General features: G+C 42.8%; 25 protein-coding genes and 1 pseudogene. 8 read left to right on the forward strand and 18 right to left on the reverse strand.

Translation table 11 applies throughout. The features are described from left to right. Positions 1–425: 425 nt before the first annotated feature. The 5 genes from NBH16_RS01840 to NBH16_RS01860 all read right to left on the reverse strand — a co-directional run bounded on the left by NBH16_RS01840 (position 426) and on the right by NBH16_RS01860 (position 3,617). The gene (locus tag NBH16_RS01840; protein WP_151927831.1) at positions 426–1,691 is read right to left on the reverse strand and encodes a PcfJ domain-containing protein; all 1,266 of its coding nucleotides are present in this window, start codon (positions 1,689–1,691) and stop codon (positions 426–428) included. Then, positions 1,688–2,128 (reverse strand): PcfK-like family protein, encoded by a 441-nt coding sequence (locus tag NBH16_RS01845; RefSeq protein ID WP_151927830.1) that lies wholly within the window; start codon positions 2,126–2,128, stop codon positions 1,688–1,690. The genes NBH16_RS01840 and NBH16_RS01845 overlap by 4 nt, the downstream gene beginning before the upstream one ends. Before the next feature lie 8 nt (positions 2,129–2,136). After that, positions 2,137–2,328 carry a hypothetical protein gene (locus tag NBH16_RS01850; protein WP_149941803.1) on the reverse strand — a complete coding sequence of 64 codons (192 nt, stop codon included), beginning with the start codon at positions 2,326–2,328 and terminating at the stop codon, positions 2,137–2,139. A 5-nt stretch (positions 2,329–2,333) separates the two neighbouring features. Next, entirely contained in the window at positions 2,334–2,819 is a 486-nt protein-coding gene (locus NBH16_RS01855; protein ID WP_151927829.1) for a hypothetical protein, read from the reverse strand. A 513-nt stretch (positions 2,820–3,332) separates the two neighbouring features. Beyond that, positions 3,333–3,617 (reverse strand): LPD11 domain-containing protein, encoded by a 285-nt coding sequence (locus NBH16_RS01860; RefSeq protein WP_151927828.1) that lies wholly within the window; start codon positions 3,615–3,617, stop codon positions 3,333–3,335. A gap of 507 nt (positions 3,618–4,124) precedes the next feature. Between NBH16_RS01860 and NBH16_RS01865 the strand changes: the two genes are divergently transcribed. Both NBH16_RS01865 and NBH16_RS01870 read left to right on the forward strand, forming a co-directional pair. Next, entirely contained in the window at positions 4,125–4,853 is a 729-nt protein-coding gene (locus NBH16_RS01865) for a type IV toxin-antitoxin system AbiEi family antitoxin domain-containing protein (protein WP_151927827.1), read from the forward strand. Further along, the gene (locus NBH16_RS01870) at positions 4,850–5,914 is read left to right on the forward strand and encodes a nucleotidyl transferase AbiEii/AbiGii toxin family protein (protein ID WP_151927826.1); all 1,065 of its coding nucleotides are present in this window, start codon (positions 4,850–4,852) and stop codon (positions 5,912–5,914) included. The genes NBH16_RS01865 and NBH16_RS01870 overlap by 4 nt, the downstream gene beginning before the upstream one ends. Positions 5,915–6,018: 104 nt before the next feature. Here the strand turns inward: NBH16_RS01870 and ltrA are convergent. The 8 genes and pseudogenes from ltrA to NBH16_RS01910 form a co-directional block, all read right to left on the reverse strand. Then, positions 6,019–7,413, reverse strand: a pseudogene (ltrA, locus tag NBH16_RS01875) (group II intron reverse transcriptase/maturase). Between the two features lie 495 nt (positions 7,414–7,908). After that, positions 7,909–9,405, reverse strand: coding sequence for an OmpA family protein (locus NBH16_RS01880; protein WP_250788012.1), 1,497 nt, complete (start codon positions 9,403–9,405; stop codon positions 7,909–7,911). Positions 9,406–9,459: 54 nt separating this feature from the next. Then, entirely contained in the window at positions 9,460–10,923 is a 1,464-nt protein-coding gene (gene mobV, locus NBH16_RS01885) for a MobV family relaxase (RefSeq protein WP_151927871.1), read from the reverse strand. A gap of 227 nt (positions 10,924–11,150) precedes the next feature. After that, the gene (locus NBH16_RS01890) at positions 11,151–11,999 is read right to left on the reverse strand and encodes a helix-turn-helix domain-containing protein (RefSeq protein WP_250788014.1); all 849 of its coding nucleotides are present in this window, start codon (positions 11,997–11,999) and stop codon (positions 11,151–11,153) included. Between the two features lie 86 nt (positions 12,000–12,085). Continuing rightward, a complete protein-coding gene (locus NBH16_RS01895; protein WP_230328060.1) occupies positions 12,086–12,496 on the reverse strand; it encodes a hypothetical protein in 411 nt (136 codons plus the stop codon). Between the two features lie 104 nt (positions 12,497–12,600). Next, the gene (locus NBH16_RS01900) at positions 12,601–12,981 is read right to left on the reverse strand and encodes a hypothetical protein (protein ID WP_008771341.1); all 381 of its coding nucleotides are present in this window, start codon (positions 12,979–12,981) and stop codon (positions 12,601–12,603) included. Next, positions 12,978–13,424, reverse strand: coding sequence for a hypothetical protein (locus NBH16_RS01905; protein WP_196010014.1), 447 nt, complete (start codon positions 13,422–13,424; stop codon positions 12,978–12,980). Before NBH16_RS01905 ends, NBH16_RS01900 begins: the two co-directional genes overlap by 4 nt. A 29-nt stretch (positions 13,425–13,453) precedes the next feature. Next, the gene (locus NBH16_RS01910) at positions 13,454–14,518 is read right to left on the reverse strand and encodes a hypothetical protein (RefSeq protein WP_250788015.1); all 1,065 of its coding nucleotides are present in this window, start codon (positions 14,516–14,518) and stop codon (positions 13,454–13,456) included. 270 nt (positions 14,519–14,788) lie between these two features. Here NBH16_RS01910 and NBH16_RS01915 point away from each other — a divergent pair, with 270 nt between their 5' ends. The 3 genes from NBH16_RS01915 (at position 14,789) to NBH16_RS01925 (ending at position 18,133) form a co-directional block, all read left to right on the forward strand. Further along, on the forward strand, positions 14,789–15,415 hold the full coding sequence (locus NBH16_RS01915; RefSeq protein WP_196010013.1) for a recombinase family protein: 627 nt from the start codon (positions 14,789–14,791) through the stop codon (positions 15,413–15,415). A gap of 42 nt (positions 15,416–15,457) precedes the next feature. Further along, positions 15,458–16,813, forward strand: a complete 1,356-nt coding sequence (locus NBH16_RS01920) for a hypothetical protein (protein WP_151927821.1) — start codon at positions 15,458–15,460, stop codon at positions 16,811–16,813. A 129-nt stretch (positions 16,814–16,942) separates the two neighbouring features. Continuing rightward, positions 16,943–18,133 carry a hypothetical protein gene (locus NBH16_RS01925; protein ID WP_151927820.1) on the forward strand — a complete coding sequence of 397 codons (1,191 nt, stop codon included), beginning with the start codon at positions 16,943–16,945 and terminating at the stop codon, positions 18,131–18,133. Between the two features lie 679 nt (positions 18,134–18,812). Here NBH16_RS01925 and NBH16_RS01930 read toward each other — a convergent pair. The 5 genes from NBH16_RS01930 to NBH16_RS01950 all read right to left on the reverse strand — a co-directional run bounded on the left by NBH16_RS01930 (position 18,813) and on the right by NBH16_RS01950 (position 21,132). Continuing rightward, on the reverse strand, positions 18,813–19,193 hold the full coding sequence (locus tag NBH16_RS01930) for a single-stranded DNA-binding protein (protein WP_136000356.1): 381 nt from the start codon (positions 19,191–19,193) through the stop codon (positions 18,813–18,815). Between the two features lie 797 nt (positions 19,194–19,990). Beyond that, complete coding sequence (locus NBH16_RS01935) at positions 19,991–20,278, reverse strand: LPD28 domain-containing protein (protein ID WP_008771330.1); 288 nt, start codon at positions 20,276–20,278, stop codon at positions 19,991–19,993. Between the two features lie 10 nt (positions 20,279–20,288). Next, the gene (locus NBH16_RS01940) at positions 20,289–20,621 is read right to left on the reverse strand and encodes a molybdenum ABC transporter ATP-binding protein (protein WP_151927869.1); all 333 of its coding nucleotides are present in this window, start codon (positions 20,619–20,621) and stop codon (positions 20,289–20,291) included. Between the two features lie 17 nt (positions 20,622–20,638). Beyond that, positions 20,639–20,818 carry a hypothetical protein gene (locus NBH16_RS01945; protein ID WP_008771328.1) on the reverse strand — a complete coding sequence of 60 codons (180 nt, stop codon included), beginning with the start codon at positions 20,816–20,818 and terminating at the stop codon, positions 20,639–20,641. A 20-nt stretch (positions 20,819–20,838) separates the two neighbouring features. After that, positions 20,839–21,132: a hypothetical protein gene (locus NBH16_RS01950; protein WP_151927819.1), complete on the reverse strand. Its 294-nt coding sequence runs from the start codon at positions 21,130–21,132 to the stop codon at positions 20,839–20,841. Between the two features lie 1,160 nt (positions 21,133–22,292). Here NBH16_RS01950 and NBH16_RS01955 point away from each other — a divergent pair. From NBH16_RS01955 to NBH16_RS01965, 3 genes are all read left to right on the forward strand, one after another. Further along, positions 22,293–23,171 carry a helix-turn-helix domain-containing protein gene (locus NBH16_RS01955; protein WP_004300570.1) on the forward strand — a complete coding sequence of 293 codons (879 nt, stop codon included), beginning with the start codon at positions 22,293–22,295 and terminating at the stop codon, positions 23,169–23,171. A gap of 117 nt (positions 23,172–23,288) precedes the next feature. After that, complete coding sequence (locus NBH16_RS01960; RefSeq protein ID WP_250788017.1) at positions 23,289–24,404, forward strand: tyrosine-type recombinase/integrase; 1,116 nt, start codon at positions 23,289–23,291, stop codon at positions 24,402–24,404. Positions 24,405–24,571: 167 nt separating this feature from the next. Next, positions 24,572–25,345 (forward strand): hypothetical protein, encoded by a 774-nt coding sequence (locus NBH16_RS01965; protein ID WP_005677526.1) that lies wholly within the window; start codon positions 24,572–24,574, stop codon positions 25,343–25,345. Positions 25,346–25,376 lie beyond the last annotated feature (31 nt).

Raw genomic sequence — 25,376 nt, forward strand, 5'->3', positions numbered from 1 at the left:
TGCGTTAAAGACTGTGGGGTAAGGGAGATAAGACAAGTAAACAACCAGGGAGTTAATGAAATACCACTAATGGCACATTCGTGGAAAACTGTCGTTAAGTCCACTGAATTGTTAGCGCAAGCGGTACTTGGCATTCTACCTCCATAGTACCTTTGCACAATAAAACAATGCCGAGTGGCGTGATGGCCGGCTCTAAGGAGAACCTCCGATGACTATAATGGGAGATTATCCTATAAAGGTTTTAGGATATAAATTCGGCAAAAGTTTTTATTTGTTGCCGACATTATACAAAAGGATATATATGCAGTACATTATAACAGTTCGCATTTAAGTCCTATATAACAGAAATCGCTACGGTAATCAGCAAGTTACCGTAGCCACCTGCTACAATGTGTATCATAACAAGTGGCTGACGAAAGAACAGATTAAGCGGTCATTCGCTTACGGATTTGCCGGGCGTTCTTCTGAACAAGCCGGATAATTCGGTCGTGGTATTCCGTAGCCTTATTGCAAAACCCTCTTGACTGCAATACCTTGAATGTTTCAAGGCTCAATTCAATGGTTTCAACACGCTGGTTGTCAATCCGTGCAGAAAATACCAACGACTGTGGTTTGAGATAATATTCGCATTGCCCGACACAATGATGCAGGGCGTTCCCCTCCTTGTAATAATCATCCACGCTCTCCAACACGCTGACTACAATCAGTCCGTCCGTGAATGACAGTCCGAAGAATTTGCTTTTCAACTCTCTAAAACGCTCCTCGTTCTCCTTTGCCTTTTTCCTTTGTTCCTCTCGCTCCTCCCGTTCTTGGATAATCCTTGCCCGTTCTTGGTAGCGGTCGTGTTCGGCTTTCAAGTCTAATGGACAGACATAATGGGCATTGTGAATATCCTTGCCACACCTTTCAAGTAAGCGGATGTAATCTATCCAAAGAGAAATATCTGCTATATGATAGCCATTGCGTAAGACTATCTTGTAAGTGTTCCAATACAAATCAAAGTACATTGAATGTTGCAGGAAGTAGTTCAAATCAGTTTTCCTGCCTGCCTTGAACATCGTTTCGGCTCTGCTGTCTGTCAACAAGGCTTCGATAAGCCGTGTCGGTTCGATGTCAGCCAATGAGCCTTGCAATCCGTTGCGCCTTAACTTTGGAGTGGCAGAATAATATGGATAGACCTTGCAGTCGGCAATCCGTCTATACACATAGTTGTCTCTCCGTAACTCCAGACAGCCGTCCAAAACAAAAGTGTCCGCGTAATGTCCGAGTGTGCGTTTCAATGCCGTTATCTCCGTCTTGCCGTTATCATCCACCCAATAGCGTGCAATCTCCATAGAATAATACTCCGCCTTCCTGCCTTTATGGAAGTTTACGTTCATAAGAAATACACGCTGTACCTGTAAACCGTCCTGTGTGGCAAGTGTGGAATAATACGCTTTGTCCTTAAATGTCCTGCACTTGGTGTCCAGTATTTCCAGTCTTGCACCGCAATGTGGGCAACGGCACACCTTTTTGTTACTCTCGTTCCATTGATAACCGCAATCCATACAGGTCGTTTCTCCGTTTTTGGTGCGGTATGCGTAATGGCTGATACATTGACGAAATGCCCATAACTCCTGTTTCTTTGTCTGTGGCAGTAACCGACCGTTGGCGGTTACTACCTTATGCTGTAATCTCGTTTTCGCTCTCATAGTCCTAAATCAAATAATGTCGGTTGTTCGGGTTCTTGTCTGACCGCTTTCGGGGTCGGTTTCGGTTTGCTGTTTCGCTGTTGGATTTTACGCAGTTCCTCGTTTTGGTAGGCTTTGAGTGCATTCTCCCTCGCTTCGGCTTGTTCTTCAGGAGATAGTTCTACTCTATGGTTGACTATCACTCCGCAGTTGACCGCCTTACCCACTTCTATATCATCTTCATCATAGTAATGTACCCCAAGCGAATAAACCTCGTCATCGGTCATACCGCAACCGCCCTCTTTACAGATTGCCATTGCCTGGTTGAGTATGAATGTCACGCAATCGTCCAAATTCTTGTTCTCTTTGGCATACGACACTGCAAAGAGTTCATCAGTCTTGGCTCTTTCGTCCAAATATACCTTAATTGCCTGCTTGAAATGTTCTGTTCCTTTCATGATGTTTGTTATTTTGCTTGATAATAGATACTTGGTTCACTTGAAACATTGTATATGTACGCTCCGCACCTTACCAAAAGTGCTTGGTTTCCGTAGTACATCCGTTTCATTCCTTTGATACTGCCTGTGTGGTGAAAATTTGGAAATCGGCTGATATTGTACCGCTTCCCTTGTTCCTTTGTCATTCGTCTTGTCCTCATAGCGTTTAGAAATGATAGTCAATAACTCCACCTATGTAAAGCAGTTTTCCCGGCTCAAACTGGCTGACCGTCTGTAAAAACGAGTAAGACTGCTCGGCATAGCCGTTAACACCATACTCATCCATATAGAACTGATAACCGAGGTCAAGCGGATTTTTGAGAAATTTTTCAAGCTGGTACACCGCCCCAATCCACATCATGCAGTTTTCAACGGTAACGGCTTGTGCCTTTTCTTGGATGGCTGTAACAAATTCCTTTTTCCACTTGTCCGCACCGCCATTGTATCGGATTGTGTTTTCTCCCACAAGAGTGAACATCCCTTTGGGCAATGACTTTTCTATCAGATTGGCAATATGGAATTTGCGTTCTTCCTCGTCTATCTCCGAGCAATAGTCATAATAATGTCCGTCACCTTGTTCAAGGGTATTCTCATTCAAATAGTAATCCTTATCAACCCTCGTTTCCGTGATTTGAAAAATCTTGCTGTGCATAATCTGTCTGTTTTAATCGTTGAACTTTTGTCTTTTTTTCTTTTCCCTCATTTTGAAGCCTTTATCGGCTTTCTTGTCGGGATCTGAATTTTACGTGCAACCAAGAGACTGTGGAAACAGAGGGATAAGACAAGTAAATGGCAGAGGAATTGATGAAATACCCAATTTACGCCTGCCGGAAATTGCGGAAAGCTGTTGTCAAGTCCACCAAGCCATTAGCGAGCAGACCTGCATAGCGGTACTTGGCATTCCCTCACCGCAGTACCTTTGCAAAGGAAAATAGAGCCGGCAAGATGAGCCGGAGAAGTTCATAATTCGATAGAATTTCATTTTATATAAAAGTCGAAAGCATTCCATAGAAAAGGAAATGAAAATTTCTCTGCCGGATAAAAAGGGTATTAAACAGACATTTAGGTTATATTAAATGAGGTAAAACAGGTATTGCCATCAAAGAGGGCAACGATGACGACGGACTGAACCAAAATACCGGTTCAGCCCGTTGATACTCAAATTTTATTCTTCCTCTGCCATTGCTTTTCCGTATGCAATGATTTCATCCATTGTAAGCCATTGAGGTTTTTCGTCTTCCTTGAAACTATTATAAAGTTCAGCCATCAGCTTAATTTGCAGATTTACATTGCCTGCCCACAAGCGTCTGATATTCCGATTGCCGTAATCAAGGTAGTATTCGCAATCAGCTTGTAAACGACCTAATAATTGGTACCTGAATACCATATCACGATGTAAAACTCTGTCTATTATCTTTCTCTCATCTGAATTTGTTTCCATATTTGTCATAATCTTTTTATTTTGATTTTTCTTCTCCCTTATTTAGAAGCCTTTATCGGCTTTCTTGTCGGGATCTGAATTTTACGTGCAACCAGAAGACTGTGGAAACAGAGGGATAAGACAAGTAAATGGCAGAGGAGTTGATGAAATACCCAATTTGCGCCTGCCGGAAATTGCGGAAAGCTGTCGTCAAGTCCATAAGGCATTAGTGGAGCCGACCGGTGGAACGGTACTTGGCGTTCCCTCGCCGCAGTACCTTTGCAAAGGAAAATAGAGTCGGCAAGATGAGCCGGAGGAGTTCATCATATATGACAAGTAAAACTGCTATAATTGGCAGATAGATAGTAGGAACTGTAAAATAGGACAAAGTATAACAACTCCGGCAAATTCCTTCGATATTTGACAGAGTTGTTATAAAGTCCATGTTTTTTCTCATTGAAAGTATAACAAAATAGGCAATACGCATTGATATTTGCCAAACTAGTTATAACTTTGCAATATGATTAAAGAACAATAATGACTGCCGAAAATCAGATAATAGATATTGCCAGAAAACAGAACGGGCTATTCACACGAAAAGACCTGCTGAATGCGGTGCGTTCTGGTATGAAAAACATATCAGAAGGTTCTCTTGTTGTGCTTTTGAATAGGATGCTTGCAGAGAACAAAATCATCAGAGTTTCATACGGGAAATACAAATTAAATGAAGATTTGAAATATGATTTTTTGTATAAGCCAAGCGAATTTATGCTTTCACTCAACAGACATATAAAAGAAAAATTCCCTTTCACAGATTATTGTATATGGCAACCATCTATATTCGCTTCTATGATGTTACATGTACCTGCGGTAAGAACCACATTGGTAGATGTTGAAAGGGAGGCAATGGAATCCGTTTTTATGTCATTACAAAACATGGAATTTGCAATCCCCGTTTTTTTGAATCCGAAGCAAGAAGATGCAGATCGATATATTACAAATCGTGATATGATTATTGTTCGTCCTCTTGTCAAAGAGGCTCCAATAGATATTATTGATGGCTGTCCCGTTCCCACATTAGAGAAAATGCTTGTTGATGCCATATCCGACAAGGAACTACAACATCTTCAAGGTAATGAATTATATACTATATATTCAAACGCCTTCTCGGACTATGAAATCAAAATGCCACGGCTGTTGAGATATGCGGCACGCCGTAACAGAAAACAAAAAGTTGAACAAATTATCAATACAATCAATATATGATACATCCCGATAGCAGGACATTATCTTGGATAGAACAAGTAGCCAAAGACAACAAGATAAAAGATATAGCCCTCGTTGAAAAAACAATCCGTGCATTCTCATTGTTGGAAGCATTAGCCCGATCCGGTTGTCCCTTTTTATTCAAGGGAGGGTCTTCCTTAATGCTTCATCTTGATACCGGCAAACGACTTTCAATCGACATTGATATAATTTGTCCTCCTGGAACAAGGATTGAAGATTATCTGGAAAAGTATTCCGAAGAATATGGTTTTGGAGAGGTTAAATTGGTAGAACGTATCTCTCGTACCGATATTCCAAAACAACATGCCAAATTCTTTTACCAGGTGGCATATCCGGCAGGAGGACGTCAAGACAAGATTCTGTTGGATGTATTATTCGAGGAAATTTATTATGCAAATGTTGTGGAACTTCCTATTCAGAGCCGCTTGTTAAAAACAGAAGGAAATCCCGTAATGGTAAAGTTGCCAAGTAAAGAAGATCTGCTCGGCGATAAATTAACTGCATTTGCTCCTCACACGACTGGGATCCCATTTTTCAAAGGAGAAAAGAATTGTTCAATGGAAATCTGTAAACAGTTATTTGACGTTGCATCGCTTTTCGACATAGTTGGAGACTTATCTGTTACAGCGGAAACATTCAATAAATTTGCGATGGTTGAACTTCAATACAGAGGTGAGAATCCTGATGCAATTCAAAAAGTTTTGGATGACATTTATGATACTGCCAAATGTATAGTAATGCGCGGGCAAGACAGTCAGGAGGAATTTGACCTGATTCAAGATGGAATAAAAAAAGTGCGTGGCTTTATTCATAGTGAAGTCTATACTTTGGAAAGTGCTATTACAAATGCTTCAAAGGCAGCTTATCTTGCCAAACTTATCAGTAAAGGCATAAATGAGATAAAGCACTATAATCCGTCCGAAGCGAATTTATTGGTCAACGTAACGATACACTCTCCACTCTCAACCAAATTGAATAAATTAAAGAAGACGAATGCAGAAGCGTTCTTCTATTGGAGCGAAATACAAAAGTTATTATAATGAGATTTTTAATCGAGTAGGAGGAAAACGAAGTAGTTTTCTTCCTACTTTCGTTTTCCGACCTCTCACACCACCGTACGTGCGGTTCCGCATACGGCGGTTCTTTATCTTACGTGCAATCTGACATAGTAGTCCATCAGACAAGGATAGCCTGCGACGCGGAGTTTATCGTTGGACGCAGCGTGGTGCATTATACCTTCCGCATTTGCCCAATATCCCTTGCTGCTGTTGCCATAGATTCTTGCCCAATATGGCTTGATGCCACATCGTATGAGATTCTTCACCCTTGTCTTAGGTCTCTTCCAACTTTTCCATATGCACATACGTATCCGTCTGCGAAGCCATTGGTCAATGCTCATCAGCGATGTTTTCGCATCTGCATATTTGAAGTATGACACCCATCCGCGTATGACTTGGTGTAGCGCGACCTTCCTGCGTTCATATCCCATCCCGTTGCTCCTGCCCGTCAGCATCTTGAGTTTCGCCTTCAGTTTGAACAGGCTCTTGGAATGGACACACAACCTTCAGCCCTCTCCAGTCTTGTAGAAGGTATGTCCTAGGTACTTCATCCCACGGACATAGCTGACTTCCGTCTTGTCGAGGTTTACTTTCAGGTGGAGTTTCTTCTCGATGAACTTGGTCAGGCCTTCACATACGCGCTCCGCACCCCTCTTGCTTTTGCAGAAGATCAAGCTGTCATCTGCGTAACGCACGAACGGATGACCGCGGCGTTCCAGCTCCTTGTCCAGTTCGTTGAGCACAATGTTGCTCAACAGCGGACTGAGCGGGCCGCCTTGTGGCGTTCCCTCCGTTGTCGGCTGATATACTCCGTTAACCATCACGCCTGCATAAAGGTATTTATGTATCAGGCTTATGACCCTGCCGTCCTTTATGGTGTGTGAGAGCAATTCTATCAGGTAACTCTGGTTTACGGTGTCAAAGAATCGTTCCAAGTCTATGCCTACGGCATATTCATAACCTTCGTCGAGTATTTTCTGCGCTTGCCTCAACGCTCCCTGTGCACTGCGGTTCGGTCGGAAGCCATAGCTTCCCTCGCTAAACTGCGGCTCATACATTGGCGTAAGTACTTGCGCTATACTTTGTTGGATGACGCGGTCCACCAGGGTCGGTATACCCAGTTTGCGCGTCTTGCCATTGTCTTTCGGGATTTCCACCCTGCGCACTGGCATAGGCTTATATTTCCCGTTCAAGATGGAGTTCCTGAGTTCATCGTTGTGGAGTTTCAAGTATGGCAGCAAGTCCTTTGCTTCCATCGAGTCGACACCTCCGCTCCCGCCGTTCGATACTACCTTCCTATATGCTCGGTTCATATTATAGGGAGAAAGGATGAGTTCCATCAGGTGCTTCTCATCTATCTGCACTTCCGCAAGTCTGCCTTCAGTTATCTCCATATAGGTCTGCGCTCCCTCGATGACTTCGGCTTCCAGCCTATCTTCCCGTGGGCAGCTCCCATTCGTTTTCTGCTTTCTTTCCTCCATAGAGTTTCTTCATTAGACTTACTTCAGATAAAGTTCGGCCCTTCCCTGCGTGTCGATATTAGGCAGGTACTATGACCTCTGCTGACTTCTCGCAGTTCGTTGTTACTGCTCGCTTTCGCTCGCCTGCGAGACCTCTCCAGTTATGGACATACTCTTTCCATCTTATGCCTGCCCGATTTACCTTGGGCGATTTCGGATAGTTATCGGACTTCGATTTCCTTAGCAATCTTATCCTCACCCCTAGGCCTCATATCGGGTTTCTGTCCGTCAGACCAGATGTTTGCCGCCGGCTTCCTTCAGATTCCGCCTCGCGGCGGACACCCTTGCCTTTGGCTGTAACCTTCCCACTATCAGGGCGGTTTAGGGACTTGCACCCATTAGAGTATGTTCGTGCTGGACGAACTAATGCAGAAGAGCCGACCCGTCACGGGCAGGCTCTTCTTTGTGAATTGACATTCAACTAATCAATTTGAACAAAAAGAATCTTACACTTGCCTATTTCATATATAGCATAACTTTGGTATGTCTGTTAGCTTCAGTGGGTACATAATTGGAAATACCTCCTTGACTGACCTTTGTTATATTTTCAACAGTCACTCCGCGCCTGCGTAACTCCGTGGCAATATAATCAGCTCTTGATGCGCTCAATTTATTGTTTATATCGGCAGTTCCAGTGGCAGCGTCGGCCGCACCTGCAACAGTCACGGATAATCCGTATTTCTTTGCCACACGCGCCAGTTCATCCAGATTGACCAACTGGGATTTATCGGTCAGTTGAGCCGTGCCGAGCTCAAAGAAGAAATAAACAGGTGAACCGATGCACTCGTTGCCGGAACCTATAAAGGAGAGATAATCCGAATGGCTATAAATGGAAATGCTGTCATTATTCATATCTGGAGACAGCAGGGAATCGGCACCTGTGACATAGAAGTCGTTTACAACGCTACCGTCATTATTAAGTATGGCATTGGCAAATTCAGACTTACTGAACAAACCGTCATTGGACAATGGAGACTTGCCATCCCAATGCCTGTTTTTCAATCTTGCCCGGAGCGAGTTCAGTCCGCTGTAATCGTTTACCGGATAGACATTGCCCAAACTCTCCCGGTCATCAAACATTCTGCTATATTTATCAAGCAAGCCCTCAATTTCCAGAATCTTCTTCAATTCGTTTATCGTTCTCATCGCCCTGTCATGTTGTCCGGTGTATCTGCGATTACTCTCCGATAGCTGTGTGGCGTAACCAATCAGCCACTCGTTCTGCCGGATGTAAGGACTCGCATCAACGGCACGTTTCCAGCCAGCCTTTCCAATCGTAAACGACAAGCCGGCTGACACGGAGAGCATATTATCTCCGAAACGATTAGTTCTACCATAGCCGTCAAAGTCCTGGAATGTGGAAACATTGCCAATTTCCAACAATGCAGACAGCCGTTTACAGATACGGTATTGCCCCTGTATTCCGTATGAAACGGCAAACGGATTATGTCCGTTCTGCGGATTGTGCAATAGTCCCAATCCTATGAATGGAATGATTCCCCAACGAGGATTCTCCACCTTGCCATACCGACATCCAAGCACATTCCACATCAAGTCAGCATGAAAGTGATGGTAGTCATTTGTGACCAGTCCGCAATCTTTGAACTGCGAACCTCCATAACCGATTCTTGCTCCAATCTGCGGAGTGAACCACTTGCCGAGCGATGCGGAAACCGTTGGTCGTACCCGATCAAAAAGGTCAGCACAGCCAATCGGTTTGCCAATGAACGCACTTGCACCACCTTGAAGACTGACAAACCAATTTCCGTTCCAAGGCGATGTCACGAATACACCCTTATGGTAAGTCGGCTCCATAGGCCGGAGCCTCTGTTCGACATCCGTGTACGACTCCAGCTGTACAGTGTCCTTTGTCACAGGTGGTACAGCCGCTTTCATGTGCAGTGAACAGCCCATACCTGCCACTGCCAGAATTAAAAATATTTTCTTTGTCATATTCAACGCATTATTTTGTTTTGTTATCCATTGCAGAAAAACATATTCTGCCGATTACCTCTTTTGCTTCTTGCCGGAAGCCGATCGCATCATTCTGCTTGCCATCATCATGCAACGCCTTGCCCACGCACGGTTATCCTCGTCATCATCCTTTCCCCATTTAAGGTTGCTTTTACTTCCTCCACCACCATGCGTTTCGGCAAATGTAGTGGCGTCGTTGACCATACCAAGGAAGAGGAGCGTGGCGCAGTGCATCACTTCCGCCCCTTGCTCGGTCAGGCTCTGCAACAAAGAACCGTCAAAGACGGATTGCTCCGCAGCTCCCATTTCAGCCACTCTTGCCGAATGCTCTCCAACCAATGTTTCCAGCATTACATCTTTGAGCAGCACATCCACGTTGGAATGGATTTCACGACTGTACTTATAGGCTTCGCCTTTCAGTTCCTCCGTGCGCTCGCCAATGGCATCCATGTCCCTTTTAAGGACTTCAAGCTGTTGGTCAGCCGTCCGTAGCTTATCCTGCTTGTCTTCCAGTTTCGTTTGGATAGAAGCCAGTTCTTTTTCCAACCGTTCCCTCTCGGCTATAATGGCAGCCGTATCTCCTTGATGGGATTGAAGGGTGTGTTCCAATGCCGACAACTGGGATTCCTTTTCCGCTTTCGCTTTTCGGAGGTTATCCACCATAGAGGTCAAACCTTTCACCCTGCGCTCTGCCAGACTTATTTCCACTTTAAGGTCGGACAGTGCTTTTTTGTGTTGAACAACCTGTTCCTCTATATTGGTACATTCTTCCGATAGGTGTCGGCGGTATTCCTCCGTGCTTCGATGTTTTGCCCCAGTTTCGGAAACATTACGTCCCCGTTCCAGTTGCCATTTTTCGTTTACTTGCGAGAGTTCATCGTGTAACATTTTCATTCTTGCAGAAAACTCATATTTGTCCTTTCCTGCAAACATCTTTTTGAACGCAAACTTGCCGTCTTGGATTGGCAATAAGGTAAGGTGCATATGCGGGGTCGTTTCATCAAGATGTACATAACACCCGACAATATTCTCCTCACCGAATCTTTCACTCATGAACCGGTACATATCCTTTGCCCATTCTTCTATTTCCGGCTTTCGTTGAAGCGAAGCATTGGCGGTATTGTTACCGGAACCATACACAACAGCCTGGTCTCCAAAAGCAAGCTGCCGCATTTGAAACTTCGATCCGCCCAGTATAAAATCCACGACCGTGCGAAATTTCGGTTCTGCCAAATCCGAATTGGGATCTTTTATCCCACGCCCGGCAAGGTTTTCAGCCATGCGTTCAGGAATAGACTTGTCCTTGTTTACAGGTCGCACCTTACCGCCCTTTACAATCTCAAAATTCAACCGTTCCCTTTGGCGGTCATAAGTTCCCTTGTCTATGGCGTGTTTCCAGCCGCATTCCGTCCAGTTACGCTGGTGTTCGTTGCTTTGCGCAGTGGTTATGCCTTTCATCACGTTCATGTGCATCACCTGCCATGATTTTTCAGCCATATCATTCGTTTTTATCGGACAACCGATTTGCCCCAGCTTGCTGCTTGTCCGGCAACCACTCCCACCGACCGTAGTCGTGTGGGGTATTGAGTTACCCATACTTCCCTCTGTTTGGTCAACGTGCAAGCACCGCTGCACGCTTAAAATGGCAAGCCTACAAATGTAGGGCATCACGGCCCGTCCGTGGTTATACAATAGTTTTTGACTTACAACATCGGTTGTGGAGTCTATAAAAGGGTGAAATCGCGCTCCTGGTACTTTGCCCACAACGCCCTGAACGGCTGTCGGAGCGTGGCGAGCATATCCGTTTCGCTCGAACTATTGGCCGCGCCGTCATTTCCAGCGTCCAGAATCATCTTGGCGATTATCTTGGATGCCTCCAAAAGTGAAGTCCAGTCACCTTCCAGTTCCTTATGAAAGAACTCCAGGAAATCGGTCGGATCATCGAAGCGTGAGTTTCGTATGGTGCGTTTCAGTCCGGCTACGGCTACACGCTCGACAATCTCTTGGGCAAACTCCGTTTCTGCACCTGCCTTTATTGCCGGCTTGTCGCCCGAATGATCTTTGCCGGATTCATCGGCAAGCCGTTTCCTTCCGGCTTCATGATACTGTCCACAAATCTCTCCCATATCTTCGTCAGACAGATTGCCATTTATCCATTCGGACAAAGCCTTGTCCAAATCATCGGCAAGTCCGGATCCTGTATGACCGATATAAGAGGCAGGAGTTTCGCCACTGGAGAATGGCGCAAAAGTCACGGTAATGACCACACTCTTTGCGAACCTTGTCCGACGAATATATCCCATCTCCTCCAGTTTGTCAAGGAACGCCCTGACGGTAGCCCTGTGCCAGTGCCATTCCACCGCAAGGTCTGAAATGGTCACATGACACTGGTCAGCCTGCAACACATACTCGTGGTTCTTCAAAAAGGGAGCGATAAAACCTGCCGTTGCTTTCTCCAACAGGTCGTAGTAGGCACCGGTCTTTGTCTTCCGTTCACCGACTTTCTCTTTGAGGAAGTCGAAGAACATCATATCTGCCAATACCTGATTGGCGGCTCTATTCTTGTCTTTCATCATTTCATTTGATTTTTGTTTGACTATATGTGGATTCTATTAACCTGCCACTATCCACTTATTCGTGGCAGTTTCGCGTGATGATGTCAGTAGTAATGTTCGGACATTATTTTTGGATTTTCTTTCAAATGCTTGTGCGTGTCTTCATCCTGCCATTCGGCTAACACACGGCAAGAAGGATAGAACATGGCAGCCAAAAGAAGAAAGGCGAGCGTGAATACCGTGGTGTGCAGATGTGGTACAGCGCAGATGACCAATGTGATCAAGGCTGCCATAACGAACCTTTTCTTATCCTCGTGGAGTCTGTGCATCCACCTGTCGGCACGTCTGAACGAGAACAGAACGGCACAAGGTATGGTGGATATCAGAACTCCCCACTCTCCGAAGTGTCCGCCGGCATAGACATAGTGATATAGCAGGAGGAAGATAAGCATACACTGCACATAGAGTTTCCTTGCACTCTCGCTACCCACCATTCTAAGGTAAAACTTTGCCATAAAAAGCCGGTTGCTCCTGTACAATGACATGGGCAGTATAATGAGCAATGACGGAAATGACATTTCGATGATAATCCAAATCATAATCGTAATCCTTTGTGTAATCAGTATTGTTTGAATAATGGCAGTTCGGTCAGTTCCAGTTTGACCAGCCCATAGGTGGCAATCTCTATAATGGCTTCCACATCCTTGGCTTCGAGATATGACGCCCCCTTTTTAAGCCGCGCCTTTAGCTCGTGATTCTTTTGACGATACCTTGCCAATGCCTTGTCCAGCTCGTATTCGGATATGCTCCATTTCGTGCCACGCTCATAGCCATTGTGCTTATAAGTGGAACGGAGCCGGAGCATACGGCACACGCAGGAAACCGGCCTGCCCCGTCTGAACACGACACTTTGCCTATATCCATATCCGTCATCCACGACTATCCAACTCCTGTACATATTGATAATATATAGCATTTGCAGGTATATCGTCCGTCTCATATAAATTCGGCAAGCAACTCCTCCTTGGTCTTGCGGTACTTGAAATGACCGGTCTTTTCGTGAAGTTTCAAGTCAAGACAGATGTCAGAACACATGAACTCCAGGGATTCATAGATGGTCACGTCAATGCTGTCAACCTTGCCGGTATCAGAAACTCTCGCATTCATTTTGAACATCTGTCCGAAAGCCGGATTGGAATAGGCACAGGTGCTGCTGCCGAATGTCGTTGCGCTTGAAGGAATATGATGATAAAGGGTTATCAGCTCTATGTCGTCCTCGAAGATGTCCATTACTTCTTCCAGATCGTATGGGTCGGCAAGCGGAAACGAAAGGAGGACGTAATCGTCATAGAACTGCGGCTGTTCCATTTTGGTTACATCCAGCAACTGCGGAAGCTGGAGCGGCACAAAGGAGAGAAAGTCATCGTAAAAAAGTTGTAGCATAACTGTTGTGTTTATTTGTTTCTGGTTCGTCAAATGGATGTGAGCATTATCTTAATCAGCACTCCGGGCAATACCTGCCATTGGTCATTGTCCGTCCCGGCAGTCTTGTTGAGTTTGGCTATCATCTGAGGTGTCCGGTCAGCGACTGCATGAAGTGTTGTCCTTTCCATATCGGACAGGATAGCCACGCTGAAACCATCCAAGGCAACATACGGCTGCAACAACATCCAAACGTAAGCCCTTGCCTGCGCTTCGGTCTTTACATTGCCTTGGTTGATGTCATCACGGCAAGCCAAAGCGTTGAGTATGATTCTCCGGTTGGTTCGCCTGGTTGTATATACCAAGGCATCCCGGTAAGAGAGCCTGCCATTCTCCGCAGACTGGAATATCGACAGGCAGCATTTCTCCGTGTCGCGCGTAATGGCAGACAGGTCGGCATCGGCAAGCTCAGGAAGATGGCTCAGGAAAGAACGGAACAGCCTGTCCTCTTCCTTTATGAAAGCAAGCATTTCACTCTTTCCGCTTATTCCGGATTTCAAGGTCTTGGAAAGGAACATCCGGTATTTTTCAACAACAGCATTGGCACTACCTTTATATGTCGGGACGGAATCCAATGGTTTGAAAAACGGCTCCACTTCCGCTGCCGACTGCATCAGCTCCGTGTCTTGCCGGTATTGGGAAGTCTGCTCTCTGAGGAGCAACACATCCGCAAAAGTTCTCGGCTTCTCCAGAGCCAGACGGGTAAATTCAATGCGCAACGAATCGTGCAATCCACGAATTTCGCTTTCGTAATTGGCGTGAATACGGTTTACCGTGTCTTTGGCGACACAGGCTGAGACCGAATCCCGAAGCGACTGCCAGTCGTTGATTTTTTCAATCAGACGGTCTGTTGGCAGGTTTGCTTCCTTTCGCACCTCGAACAAGTATGACCTGTAAGCATCGGCAGCATTTTTAACGGTATGAAACATACTGTTGCCGGTCTTTTCTCCGCATGATACCAATGTGACAATGGCAAAACATACGGCAAAAGATTTGGCATACGAAACACGTTTCTTTGAGTATGATTTCAAGTTTCCTTTCTTCGATTTTTGCATTGATTCTACTTTAAACAAGCCTTTATGCATGATATTTTTATTGGTTTATGGCGGCAAAGTTAAGTATAAAAATTTGTATGATAATACTCTAAAATAAAACTTTAATCTATTTTCTTTTTCATACTTACGAGTATAATCCGCGAAATAAACAAGAGCGTAACAAGTGAAAATACAAAGTATAATAATTGAAAAATATTTTATTGAGTATGATTTTAGCCGAATTAAACTTTGTATCTTTGCACTTGGTATCATTTAGCATTGAACAGCACTATGGCAAAAGTAGGTTACATATTCAAGACAGCTGGCTATGACGGCTTCGACACTGATGTGGAGTGGATGAAGCAATACGGTTGCGTACAAGTGATTGAAGAGGAAAACGGACACGAGAAACTGCGCCCCCAATGGAAACAGCTCATGGCAAGTTTGGAACGGGGAGACGAAATCGTACTCGCTAAATTCAGCAACGCCCTGCGTGGTTCTCGTGAACTGGCGGCATTCATCGAGTTCTGCCGTGTAAAGGTGGTGCGGATTGTCTCCATTCACGACAAGGTGGACAGCCGTGGCGACCTGTTCCCTGAAACCAAAGCATCAGATGTGTTGGAGATATTCGGTTCGCTTCCGGAAGAGTGTGCAGCATTGCGAAAGGCTTCAGCGCATATCATCCAACTAAAGCAGAACATAAACCAGCCGTCCAAAGAGAATAACATCAGCAAGGCGGAAAGGGAGAAAACCATCGTGGCAATGTACAACAACGGGCATTCAATCGATGACATCTGGAAAGTAAGCGGATTCAGCAGCCGCAGCTCCGTATTCCGCATACTAAACAAATATGGAGTTTCGCTCAATCGGGGTAAGTTCAGCGGGCCGCTTGGGAAACGTAAATCAAAAGAGGAATAATAGTTATTCATAAAATCGTTTTTAATATCAAAAATTTTTCATATGATTGAGAACAACAAACTTCAAATTATGGAGAATCGACAAAGGTTAGACCTCACAGAATGGATAATCCATTTTGTGCATGATAGGAAACCTATGGATAACCCTATTGGCTTGTATGAAGACTATATTTTGCGTTCTGAGGAGTTTGAACAAGAGACGTCGGATAATACACGAATTTTGACAGAAGAAGATTCTAGGCTACCCGATTATTATGACGAACACGGAAAAGGTCACTTCATTCACGACACGTATATGGAGAATGAATATGAAATTGAAGAAGATGCGCCAGGATACGATGTATTGAAGAAAATCTTACATGATGGATTTATTCATAGTAGTTGGTCTCTACGGAATCTGGTACCTTCGATATATGGTCCAAAATCCGCAGTGTGTTTTACCGAAATGCCGTTATATGCTCTGCTTGACTATGCAAAAGTGCGAGGGGAAAAGAGTGGATATGTAGGGAATTACGGTATCGCTTTTAGACGTAATGAACTTTTTGCAGCAGGAGCACGTCCTGTAATATATGGATTAACATCTACATTTAAGGAAACAGATTTAGATGAGAATGGAGTTTATCAAGGACGCTTAATAGATTCTTCTTGTGGTATAGGCAAGCAAGAACAGTATCGTTATGTTTCTACTATGCTGCAAAAAAAGAAAGGTTTGACTATTGATTGGACGCATGAAAGAGAATGGCGTTGGGCATTACCCGATGCTCGTTATGGTGTTCCTGGATTACCTTTTTTATTGGCTGAAACTTATGCAAATTTCTTTTCTGAGATAATTATCATCGTCTGTACGAATGAGGAACAGGAAGATTTGCTATTACATCTTAAAAATCTATATGATGCAGGATGTAGAAATACCGGCCCTGAATACAATAAAAAGATGATTTCTTCAGTAAAAGTTTTATCACTTGAAACTATAGCCAGCTCTAATGACATAGACCCTCATACAATGAAAATAGAGGATCTTCCTATGAAACAGATGCGTATGATACCTGAATTTGATGTTTCATCTGAATTGACAGATAAAGTTAGAAAAGCTATAGTAGAAGCAAATGAAATTTCAATCAAATCTGTAGAAGAGTATTTAGCTAAAAAACCATCATTTGATGAACAAAAAGGTTACTGGGGGTTTGCCCATGTATGTACTAGCCATATCTCAGAAGTAACACAAGCTCTTCAAGATGCAGGATTTGCTAAAGCATATTCTAATGGAGATTATTATATTGATGTTGATGAATATCGAACCTGCAACCTTGAATTATTAGAGATTGGAGCAGACGCTGCAGCAAAATATCTAACAAAAGAATTAGGGCAGAATTTCTTTGTAAAAACAAGGCTAGATTAGAGAAAGTATCTAAAAGTTAGATATTCTAATCCAAAGTGTAGTGAGTTATTTAAGTCGTTATCCTTCCTTAAATAACTATGGCCATATAGATAATCAATCATAAATAATTAACTATTAGATAATAAATGTATGATAAATAACATCTTTAGCATATGTCAAACCATTTCACAAGAAATGCATAATAATAATTACACGAATGCATATAACGAATTTGTAAAACTACTTGATTCCATTATTTCGTTTAGAAATCAAGAGATGAATGGCAAGGTATATTCCGACGATGATATAGCAATTGTTCTTTTAAGTCTCAAAGGATTCAACCCAGATAATTACAGCAAAGCAATTGAGCCATTAAAAATACATTTATATACACTTGGAAAATTTGCAGAAAAATTAAAAGCAGAAATTAACATACAATATACAGAAAGATATAAAACATTATTTCTTGATGTAATGACGGATACTCAAAATGTTCTATCCGTTTATGAGTATGTAAATGCATTAGGAAAATACAAACAGCAATTAAGAAGATTTAAAGCTTGTGGAGGAACAGAACCCACAAACCCCAAAATAAGGACGGTTAATATTGGAAGAAATCCCAATATTAATCTTTTTGATAGAAGAACAATGATTAACTCTGTTTTTTGGCTTGAACAACATCCAGACATAAAGGATTTACCTTTTAGAGATTTACGTCCTCATGCTGCCATTCTTATACGTCAAGCATTAGAAATTATGTGGCATGATGCAATAGGATATTGCAGAATTAGGAATCAGAATGGCGACACATTAAAACAATTCACGCAAATTGGTTGGAAATTTATCAATCAATATAGAACTAAAGATAAAAATACTTGTAAAGCAGCAGGGACACTGAATTTATGGTCAATAACTACACCAGTACCAATTAAGACTTTTGAGATGCTAAATAACTGGTGCAATAATTTTACTCACGATCCTTGGATTTATTCGATTCACGTCCAGTGGTTCGTGACAGAACAATTATGGAGAGTCACACAACCTGCTACTTATAATGGGAATTGGACTTCTCGACATGGAGATATTCGCATAACTGGGTTAAAGTATATGCAATCTGAATTCGAACAGTACGTAGCTCGCGAAAATAACAAAGCTTTTGTGGATTGGCCTACTAATAGAAAACCAAGTGGCGCATTTGTAGTAAGCGAAGGAGCTGAACCAACATCTAAAAACATTCGCGCATTCAGACTTAAACAAACAATAATAAACCTATGTCATTTAATCACTGAATTATCTAATGAATGTATTAGTTTTTTCAAATTGATGTTTTGCAAGCAGTAATCCCTAATATTATTTTTAATCGACATTGTCAAAAAAGCTCTCGGCACCATTTAATAACAGATCATATTATATTGATATTTAACATTATACATTCGTTTATATCGTGATTTTTTTCGTATCTTTACAAGTGATAATCAGAAATAAATCAGTAATATGGGAGACGTAATCATTACAGTATTGGGATTGTGGGTGTTCATCAAAATCTTGAAAGTGATATTCGGAGGCTGGAGCAAAAGCGACTACCAGCGGGACAGGTAAGATTCAACCAACAGAATGCAGCCTATGACAGTCGTTCATGTCTGGCATAGCGAGGGAGTAAAAATCAGTATTTAATTCTCCCTCTTGTCGAAAATATCAACCCAAGCAAAGGGCGGGCAGTAAACGAGTTTCTTCTGCAAGCCCGATAAATAACAAAATGTTTTGCCTACCGGGAGAAAACGAAGTCTTGGAGCGGTTGGCAAATCTTTTTGTATCGGGCGATTTCGGCAGAGTGTATTGCGAAAGAGGAGCAACATGCAACATTGCGCAGCCGAGCAAGTCTCTCGAAGAAAAGTAGAAGAAGCCGTTTACGGGATGGGGGAAAACTTATAATGGGCAACCCATAGATGTATAATAGGTAAACATACGAGCAAAAACAAAAGCGACCGAAGCCGCTTTGTTTGTCGGAACGAGGCAGGAGTTATTTCTTGCCTTTTTTCGTTTTCTTTTCCGGCTCCGCAGGAGTTTCCTCCTTGTCGGGTGTCTGGTAGAACTTGTTAGCGACCATGACGATGCGGTTGTGTTTCACGCCGTCCTTGTCAATCCATTCTTCGGGTTTGAAGTAGCCCTCCACTGTGAGCAGGGTTCCCTTGGTGATTTGGGCAAGCGAATCGGTGTTGGCGTTGTTGCGCCAGGCTTCCACGTTGATGAAAGCGGACACACGTTTTGTTTCATCGCCACTCTTCTCCTGACGGCTTACTGCCAATGAGAAGCGTGCCACGCTTGCGTTTGCGAACTGACGGATTTCTGCGTCCTTACCTACGAATCCTGATACTGCGAAATTGTTCTCAATCTGTTTCATGTTACAATGCTTTAAGCTGTTAATTAAATTATTTTTACGCTGCCAATATAAGTGAGTGCAGTTACAGGGTTGCGACAAGGTTAGCAATCAAATACTCTTTATTTTTGTCAGCGTAAGCCATCAAAACCTCCGGCTCGATAAAGGAAGATTTGTGAAGCTACACCATTGACCAAGGCTTTCAGCCGTACCCGGCTGCATACTAACTTTGCAACGGAAAAATGAGGAATAACACGACCAAAAGCTGTAACAATATGGATTGGTGAATAAACAAGTGAGCGAGGTTCGCAGACAAAGGACAGCATCCGTCCGCAGACACAAAGTTCCAGGTACGCTTCGGCTGTAAATCCAAAAGAAGCAGAGTGATGAAGCGAGGGATCAAGTATGTCCTCTCAATGTGGATGCCATAATACAGAATCCGTTATGACGCTGCACAGCCAAAGGTATTTTGCTATGGAAGGGATATCCGAAGAACAGAATGGCACACGACGATCGCGGAAACCAGCATCAGAATAGCCGCGTTCTACCTTACCGACAGAACTGGAGAAATCAAGGCAAAGAAAACAATGGCAAGAAGTCCGGTGCTCGTTGAACAAAGCAGCACGGTCGCCATTGCGAAATATGAAATGCCATATATACAAAAGGAGACTTGACAGTCAAAGATGAATATATAAGAGGGAGAACGGCTTGCAAGGCAAGCCCAAATTATAAAAGTTGATGCCATTGGAAATGTATTTCCAAATGGCGTGGACACAACAATGTGGAACATTGCCCCACATTGCCATTCTGCCAGATGCCGGTCAGTTCAGGTATGACCATTCTGTTATCTCCAGTTCCTCGCCACAAGGGAAATCAATGATAGGGTCACAAATGAATGTACCACAGAAATTGACTACTACACAGCCGTTTTTCAGAGAGGCTGGTTCACTCCAATCATCGTCCGTATGTCGGATATGATACCACAGTTTACCCTTGGGCAAGGTTTCGGTAGCAATCCGCAAATCAATAAATTCGCCCTCAATGGTCTTGCCATTCGCCAAAGTCAGAAGCATAGGCGATTTGCTTTCTTTTCTGTAATCGTACAGCATAATCTTTCTTTTAATCTGTTATCTCTATTATTTCATCAATCCGACCGCAAAGGAATGTCCGTAAAGCGGTCTTGTCCACAGCATAGTATTCGGCTATATGTCCGTATTGCTTGATAAAGTAGCGTTTCAGTATATCCGAGAAGTCAAAGCGGTAGCCCATTAGCGGAACAGTCCTTTTGAAATAGGTGTTGCTGTTCACGTTGTCCGTAAGCCAATTCTTCTGTTGTCGGCTCATTGGCGTACCCTCATTGAGTTGCACTCTCAATTGATAGACCTTGCTGTCTTGCAGGGTTGAAAGTTCGGGAATATCCCAATCCACAAACCTTGTCGCTATCGGTGTCATCATAAAGCAATCCTCCATTAGTCATAGATTAGCACTTCGTCCCGGTATTCCACCACCTCCTTGCCGTTGGTGAGCCTTACCACTATCTCGTTGCCGTAGTCTCCCACGACTTCACCCTCTGTATGCCCCTTGTAAGGAGTAAGTAATGTGCATAAGCACCCGATAATGTCCGTATCTTGTTCGTCCTCGTAATACATATTCAGTGAATTTTTAAAGGTTATCGGTATGACCATTCTCCATTAGAGAACACTTGGAAGTTCACATACTCGTTACATAGTTCGTGTGTCAGCACTCGAATGTAGATTTTGTCTTTGTCCTCCAAAAGAGAAATCATCTTGTTTATCTCTTTTTCGGGATAGTCCCATTTTGACGAAAACTCGCCCTCGATACTGTCTTCCGACCTGTCAAGGTAACAGTCGCAAAATGTGTCTTCCAAAAAGTTCTCCACCTTATCAAGGTCTTTCCCGTTCTCCGTACTTGCGTAGAAGATGTTAGTCGCATAATTTGCCATAATCGCTTTTGATTTGATTTTTTACTTTTCCCTCTGTTAGCATCAGCTACTTTCGGGTTTGATTAAAATTATGTCGCTTTGCAAGGTGTCCCGGCTCTTCCTTCAAGGCTTCACAGACAAAATACGACCTCAGTTGAAAACCGAGTGTGGAGATTTTGGCTTGAACCGATAGGCTTGACCTTGCAAGGAAGAAAGACGGGATATATACCTTTGCGACACAATTCTTATCTGCCAACCCGAAAGACGATGTGAAGACGAGAAAGGATAGTAAGTGTGCAACAGGAGCACTATAAACGGCAAAACGCATTTCAAGCAATAGCGAATAAAAAGAAGGATTTGCTGACGAAAAGAAAAAGCAACCAAGAGTTTAGAAATTGAGAAAAACAAGCAGTTTAGTTTAGAACTTGATTAGATATACAAAAACCAAACTAAACCTATTCCATCATTACTTTACTCACGTTATTGGAAACTGCATCAAACCTAACTTTTGTCCGAGGGACAAGCGAGGGACAAACAGCGATACAACGAGGGACAAATTATGTCCCTTGCATTTCAGCATGGTTTTTCAGGAATGTTTTTATAGCTTTTTTCTTTTGGTATGCAAGATTACGGCTTTAGTGTTTATGAAATAATACAGAATCTAACCCTACATCCGAGGGACAAGGAGAGACAAAGCAAAATAATTGCGAGGGACAAACCGTGTCTCTTGCAATTCAACACGGTTTTTGTGAAGTGGTTTTATTGTTTTTCTTTCTTTTGGTATGCGAAATTTTGTCCCCCGTTTGTCCCCCAAAAATATCCTTCAAAAATTTACATGTTGACATACAATACTTTATGCAACAGAAATATCATTTGCGTGGGCAAATAAACATTCTGCGTCGGCAAATGATGGCTTAGAAACTGCCATAACCAATTATAACCATTTAGAATAAAGTCGCTGTATTTCAGCGGCTTTTCTATTTTAACACTTTCTAATCCTTATTTGGTAGTAACGGTTTTTATCCATATTTTTCTATCATATTTCTACCGCGACACAAATTCACGGTTAGCCCGAATGTCACAATGACGCATTAGTTGACGTGTGTTGACAATGGTTTACATGTGTTGACAAAATCCGGGAGAAATAAGGAGAAATTATCCCCAATATAAACGAGGAAAATATGGAAGTAAGAAAGATTTGTCAATGGTGTGGAAAGCCATTTATAGCTCAAAAGACAACGACCTGCTATTGTAGCCATCAGTGTTCCAATCTTGGCTACAAAGAACGCATCCGGGAACGCAAGCGGCAGTTGAAACGCTCGCAAGAGTTGCTACAACCTCGACAAGCCGCCGAGGGACAGGATTTCTTCTCTTTTGCCCAAGCAGCAAAGTTGATGGGCGTAACCAGACAATACATATATAAATTGGTAAAGGAATCCAAACTTCGGGCTTCACGCATCAGTGGTAAGAAGTCGCTCATTCGTCGTGCTGACATCGAACTAATGATGAAAACCAAACCGTATGAGCGCATCATGCCTAAAGAGGACTTCGACATCACTGAGTATTACACTGCTGAAGAAATTGCAGAGAAATATAAGGTCAACGCCAAATGGGTGTGGACTTATACACGGCAGCACAAAGTTCCGAAGGTACGAATACGCCAATTCAACTATTATAGCAAGAAACATATCGATGCTGCCTTTGCCAAATACGAGGTGGATTCCGACTTGACCGAATGGTACACACCGGAAGATATTCAGGAAAAATACGGTATGACACGCGTCGCCATCCGTTCGCAGGTGTATCGGAACAATATCCCATCCAAGAAGGAACATGGGCAGATATTCTACTCAAAGCTCCACTTCGACCTCTCGAAGAGTTCAGAACAGGAGAGCAAAGCGGAATACTATACCGTCAAGGAGGCTATGGAAAAATTCAAACTCTCCCGCGACTCTGTTTACGGAATTCTGCAATTCCATCAGATCAATCGCGAGAAGAACGGACGGTTCGTCCGATTCCTAAAAGTAGAGTTTGACAGGGTTATGGGTGTTCACAAATAATCTAATTTGTCGCTATCCATTAATTATTCAAAAATTAATCTCTGCTGTAGATAATCTGCATGATTACATTACAGAGTTTTGCCAGCGAATTAATAATAACCATAAAAATATATTAGTATGCATGAATGTAAAACAGTAACGTTGAGAACACGTCCGTTAAAAGGTAGAATGATGTCTTTCTATCTAGATTATTATCCTGGGTATCGAGACAAAGAGACTATGAAAGTTATCCGTCATGAATCGCTTGGCATCTATGTCTATGCCAATCCGAGAAACAAACGAGAACAGAATTTCAACGAGGTAATGACCGAGAAAGCCGAAGCCATCCGTTGCCGCAGGTTCGAGTCAGTTGTCAATGAACGGTATGACTTCTTTGACAGGTACAAACTCAAGGCAGACTTCTTGGAGCATTATCGCAAGCAACTCCGTAAGCATGACCAGAAATGGGAGTTTGTCTATCTGCATTTCAACAACTTCGTACATGGTAAATGTACTTTTGAAGAGATTGACATAGACCTTTGCAACAAGTTTCGGGAGTATCTGCTCACAGCTAAAAAACTGAGACGCAAAGGACGCATAACACGAAACTCCGCATCGGGATACTGGTCTACCTTCAGGGGATTCCTGAAAATACTCTACCGCAATGGAATGATAAAGACCAATGTCAATGATTTTTTGGATAAGATTGAAACAGAGGATGTAGTCAAGGAGTATCTGTCTGTAGATGAACTGTACAAGTTGGCTGAAACACCGTGCAAGAAGCCCATTCTGAAAATAGCATCGCTGTTTTCATGTATGACCAGTTTACGTATCAGTGATATACTCGCACTATGCTGGGAAGATATTGTAGACTACTCAGCCGGAGGGAAATGCGTACATATCATTACACAAAAAAACAAAGCGGAAGATATCATTCCTATTAGTGAAGAAGCATTGGGATTGATAGGCTATAATTCTGAAAAGAAAGGTTTGGTATTCAAGGGACTTATGCGTAGTTGGACGCAAATCCCAATGAAAGAGTGGATTCGTTCTGCCGGAATTACCAAGAACATAACATTTCACTCGTATCGTAGAACATTTGCAACGCTACAAGCAGCTGCCGGAACGGACATCCGCACCATACAGAGCATCATGGCACACAAGAGTATCACCACCACTCAAAGGTATATCAAAGTAGTGGATGCCAACAAACGTGAAGCTAGCAAGAAGATTACCTTGACACGGAAGGACTGACAGCCACTTATCCCTATTTTTAAGCGGTTAGAGTATGATTTTTAGTCTGAAATCATACTCTAACCGTTATTTTTTACAAATATTGAGCGATTCGTCATCACTAATTATATATATCTGGAATATAGCACATAACTTTGCCATATAACCATTTCAAATACTTGCAGCAGATGACAAATAATACTCAAATTCGGACCAAGAGGATAAGTTTTATTCTTGCATTATTGGTAATTGCCTATGTGGCAGTAGACACTTACCTATTCACTTATCACAAAATCAATACCACAACAATAACGACTCCAGTTATAATCGGCCTTGTGGTTACAATCCTATTGTGTGGTCTACTGCAACGATTTTTCTACACATGGTTGACGAAGAATCCAATCAATTTTTCTTTTGACCGGCAATCTCCTATTATTACTGACTCTGGTTTCGAAATAAAAACCGATTGTGCAGATGAAATTCAAACTATTGAACAGCCCAATAATTCAGTTATAGATAATTATGATACAATACGAGAGAACATCAAAAAGAAAGAAGCAGAAAAACAAGTAGAAGTCATGAATGCTATTCGTGAATATGTAACTATTAAAACCGCACCCTATCTGTCTAAAGAAGCTATTGCAATCCTCATTTCTAATATTGAGTATATGGCCTGTGATAGATCCGATTTATACAAGCCCATTCGCTCCAATATAGATAATCCACTGAGATCACCGGGACTTCGCCATCTGGCATGGAATGTAGGTGAACGCTTGGGAGTATCATTGGCAAAAAGAGCCGTTTTTATCAAGTCTTCATTTCCTCACGAACTCGAAAATGCGACTCTTGAATATCTCAAACTTAATTTACGGGATCAAGTTCCTAGTCAGATTCCTATTGACGTGCCCGATAAAGGCGATTATCGCTTCCATTTAGAAACAGATAATAGTAACTCAGACTAAAAAAACGCATGCAGACGAAATAATTAATCCG

This window comes from Parabacteroides sp. Y3-G-102 (genome assembly GCF_023656845.1).
Taxonomy (GTDB): Bacteria; Bacteroidota; Bacteroidia; order Bacteroidales; family Tannerellaceae; genus Parabacteroides; species Parabacteroides distasonis.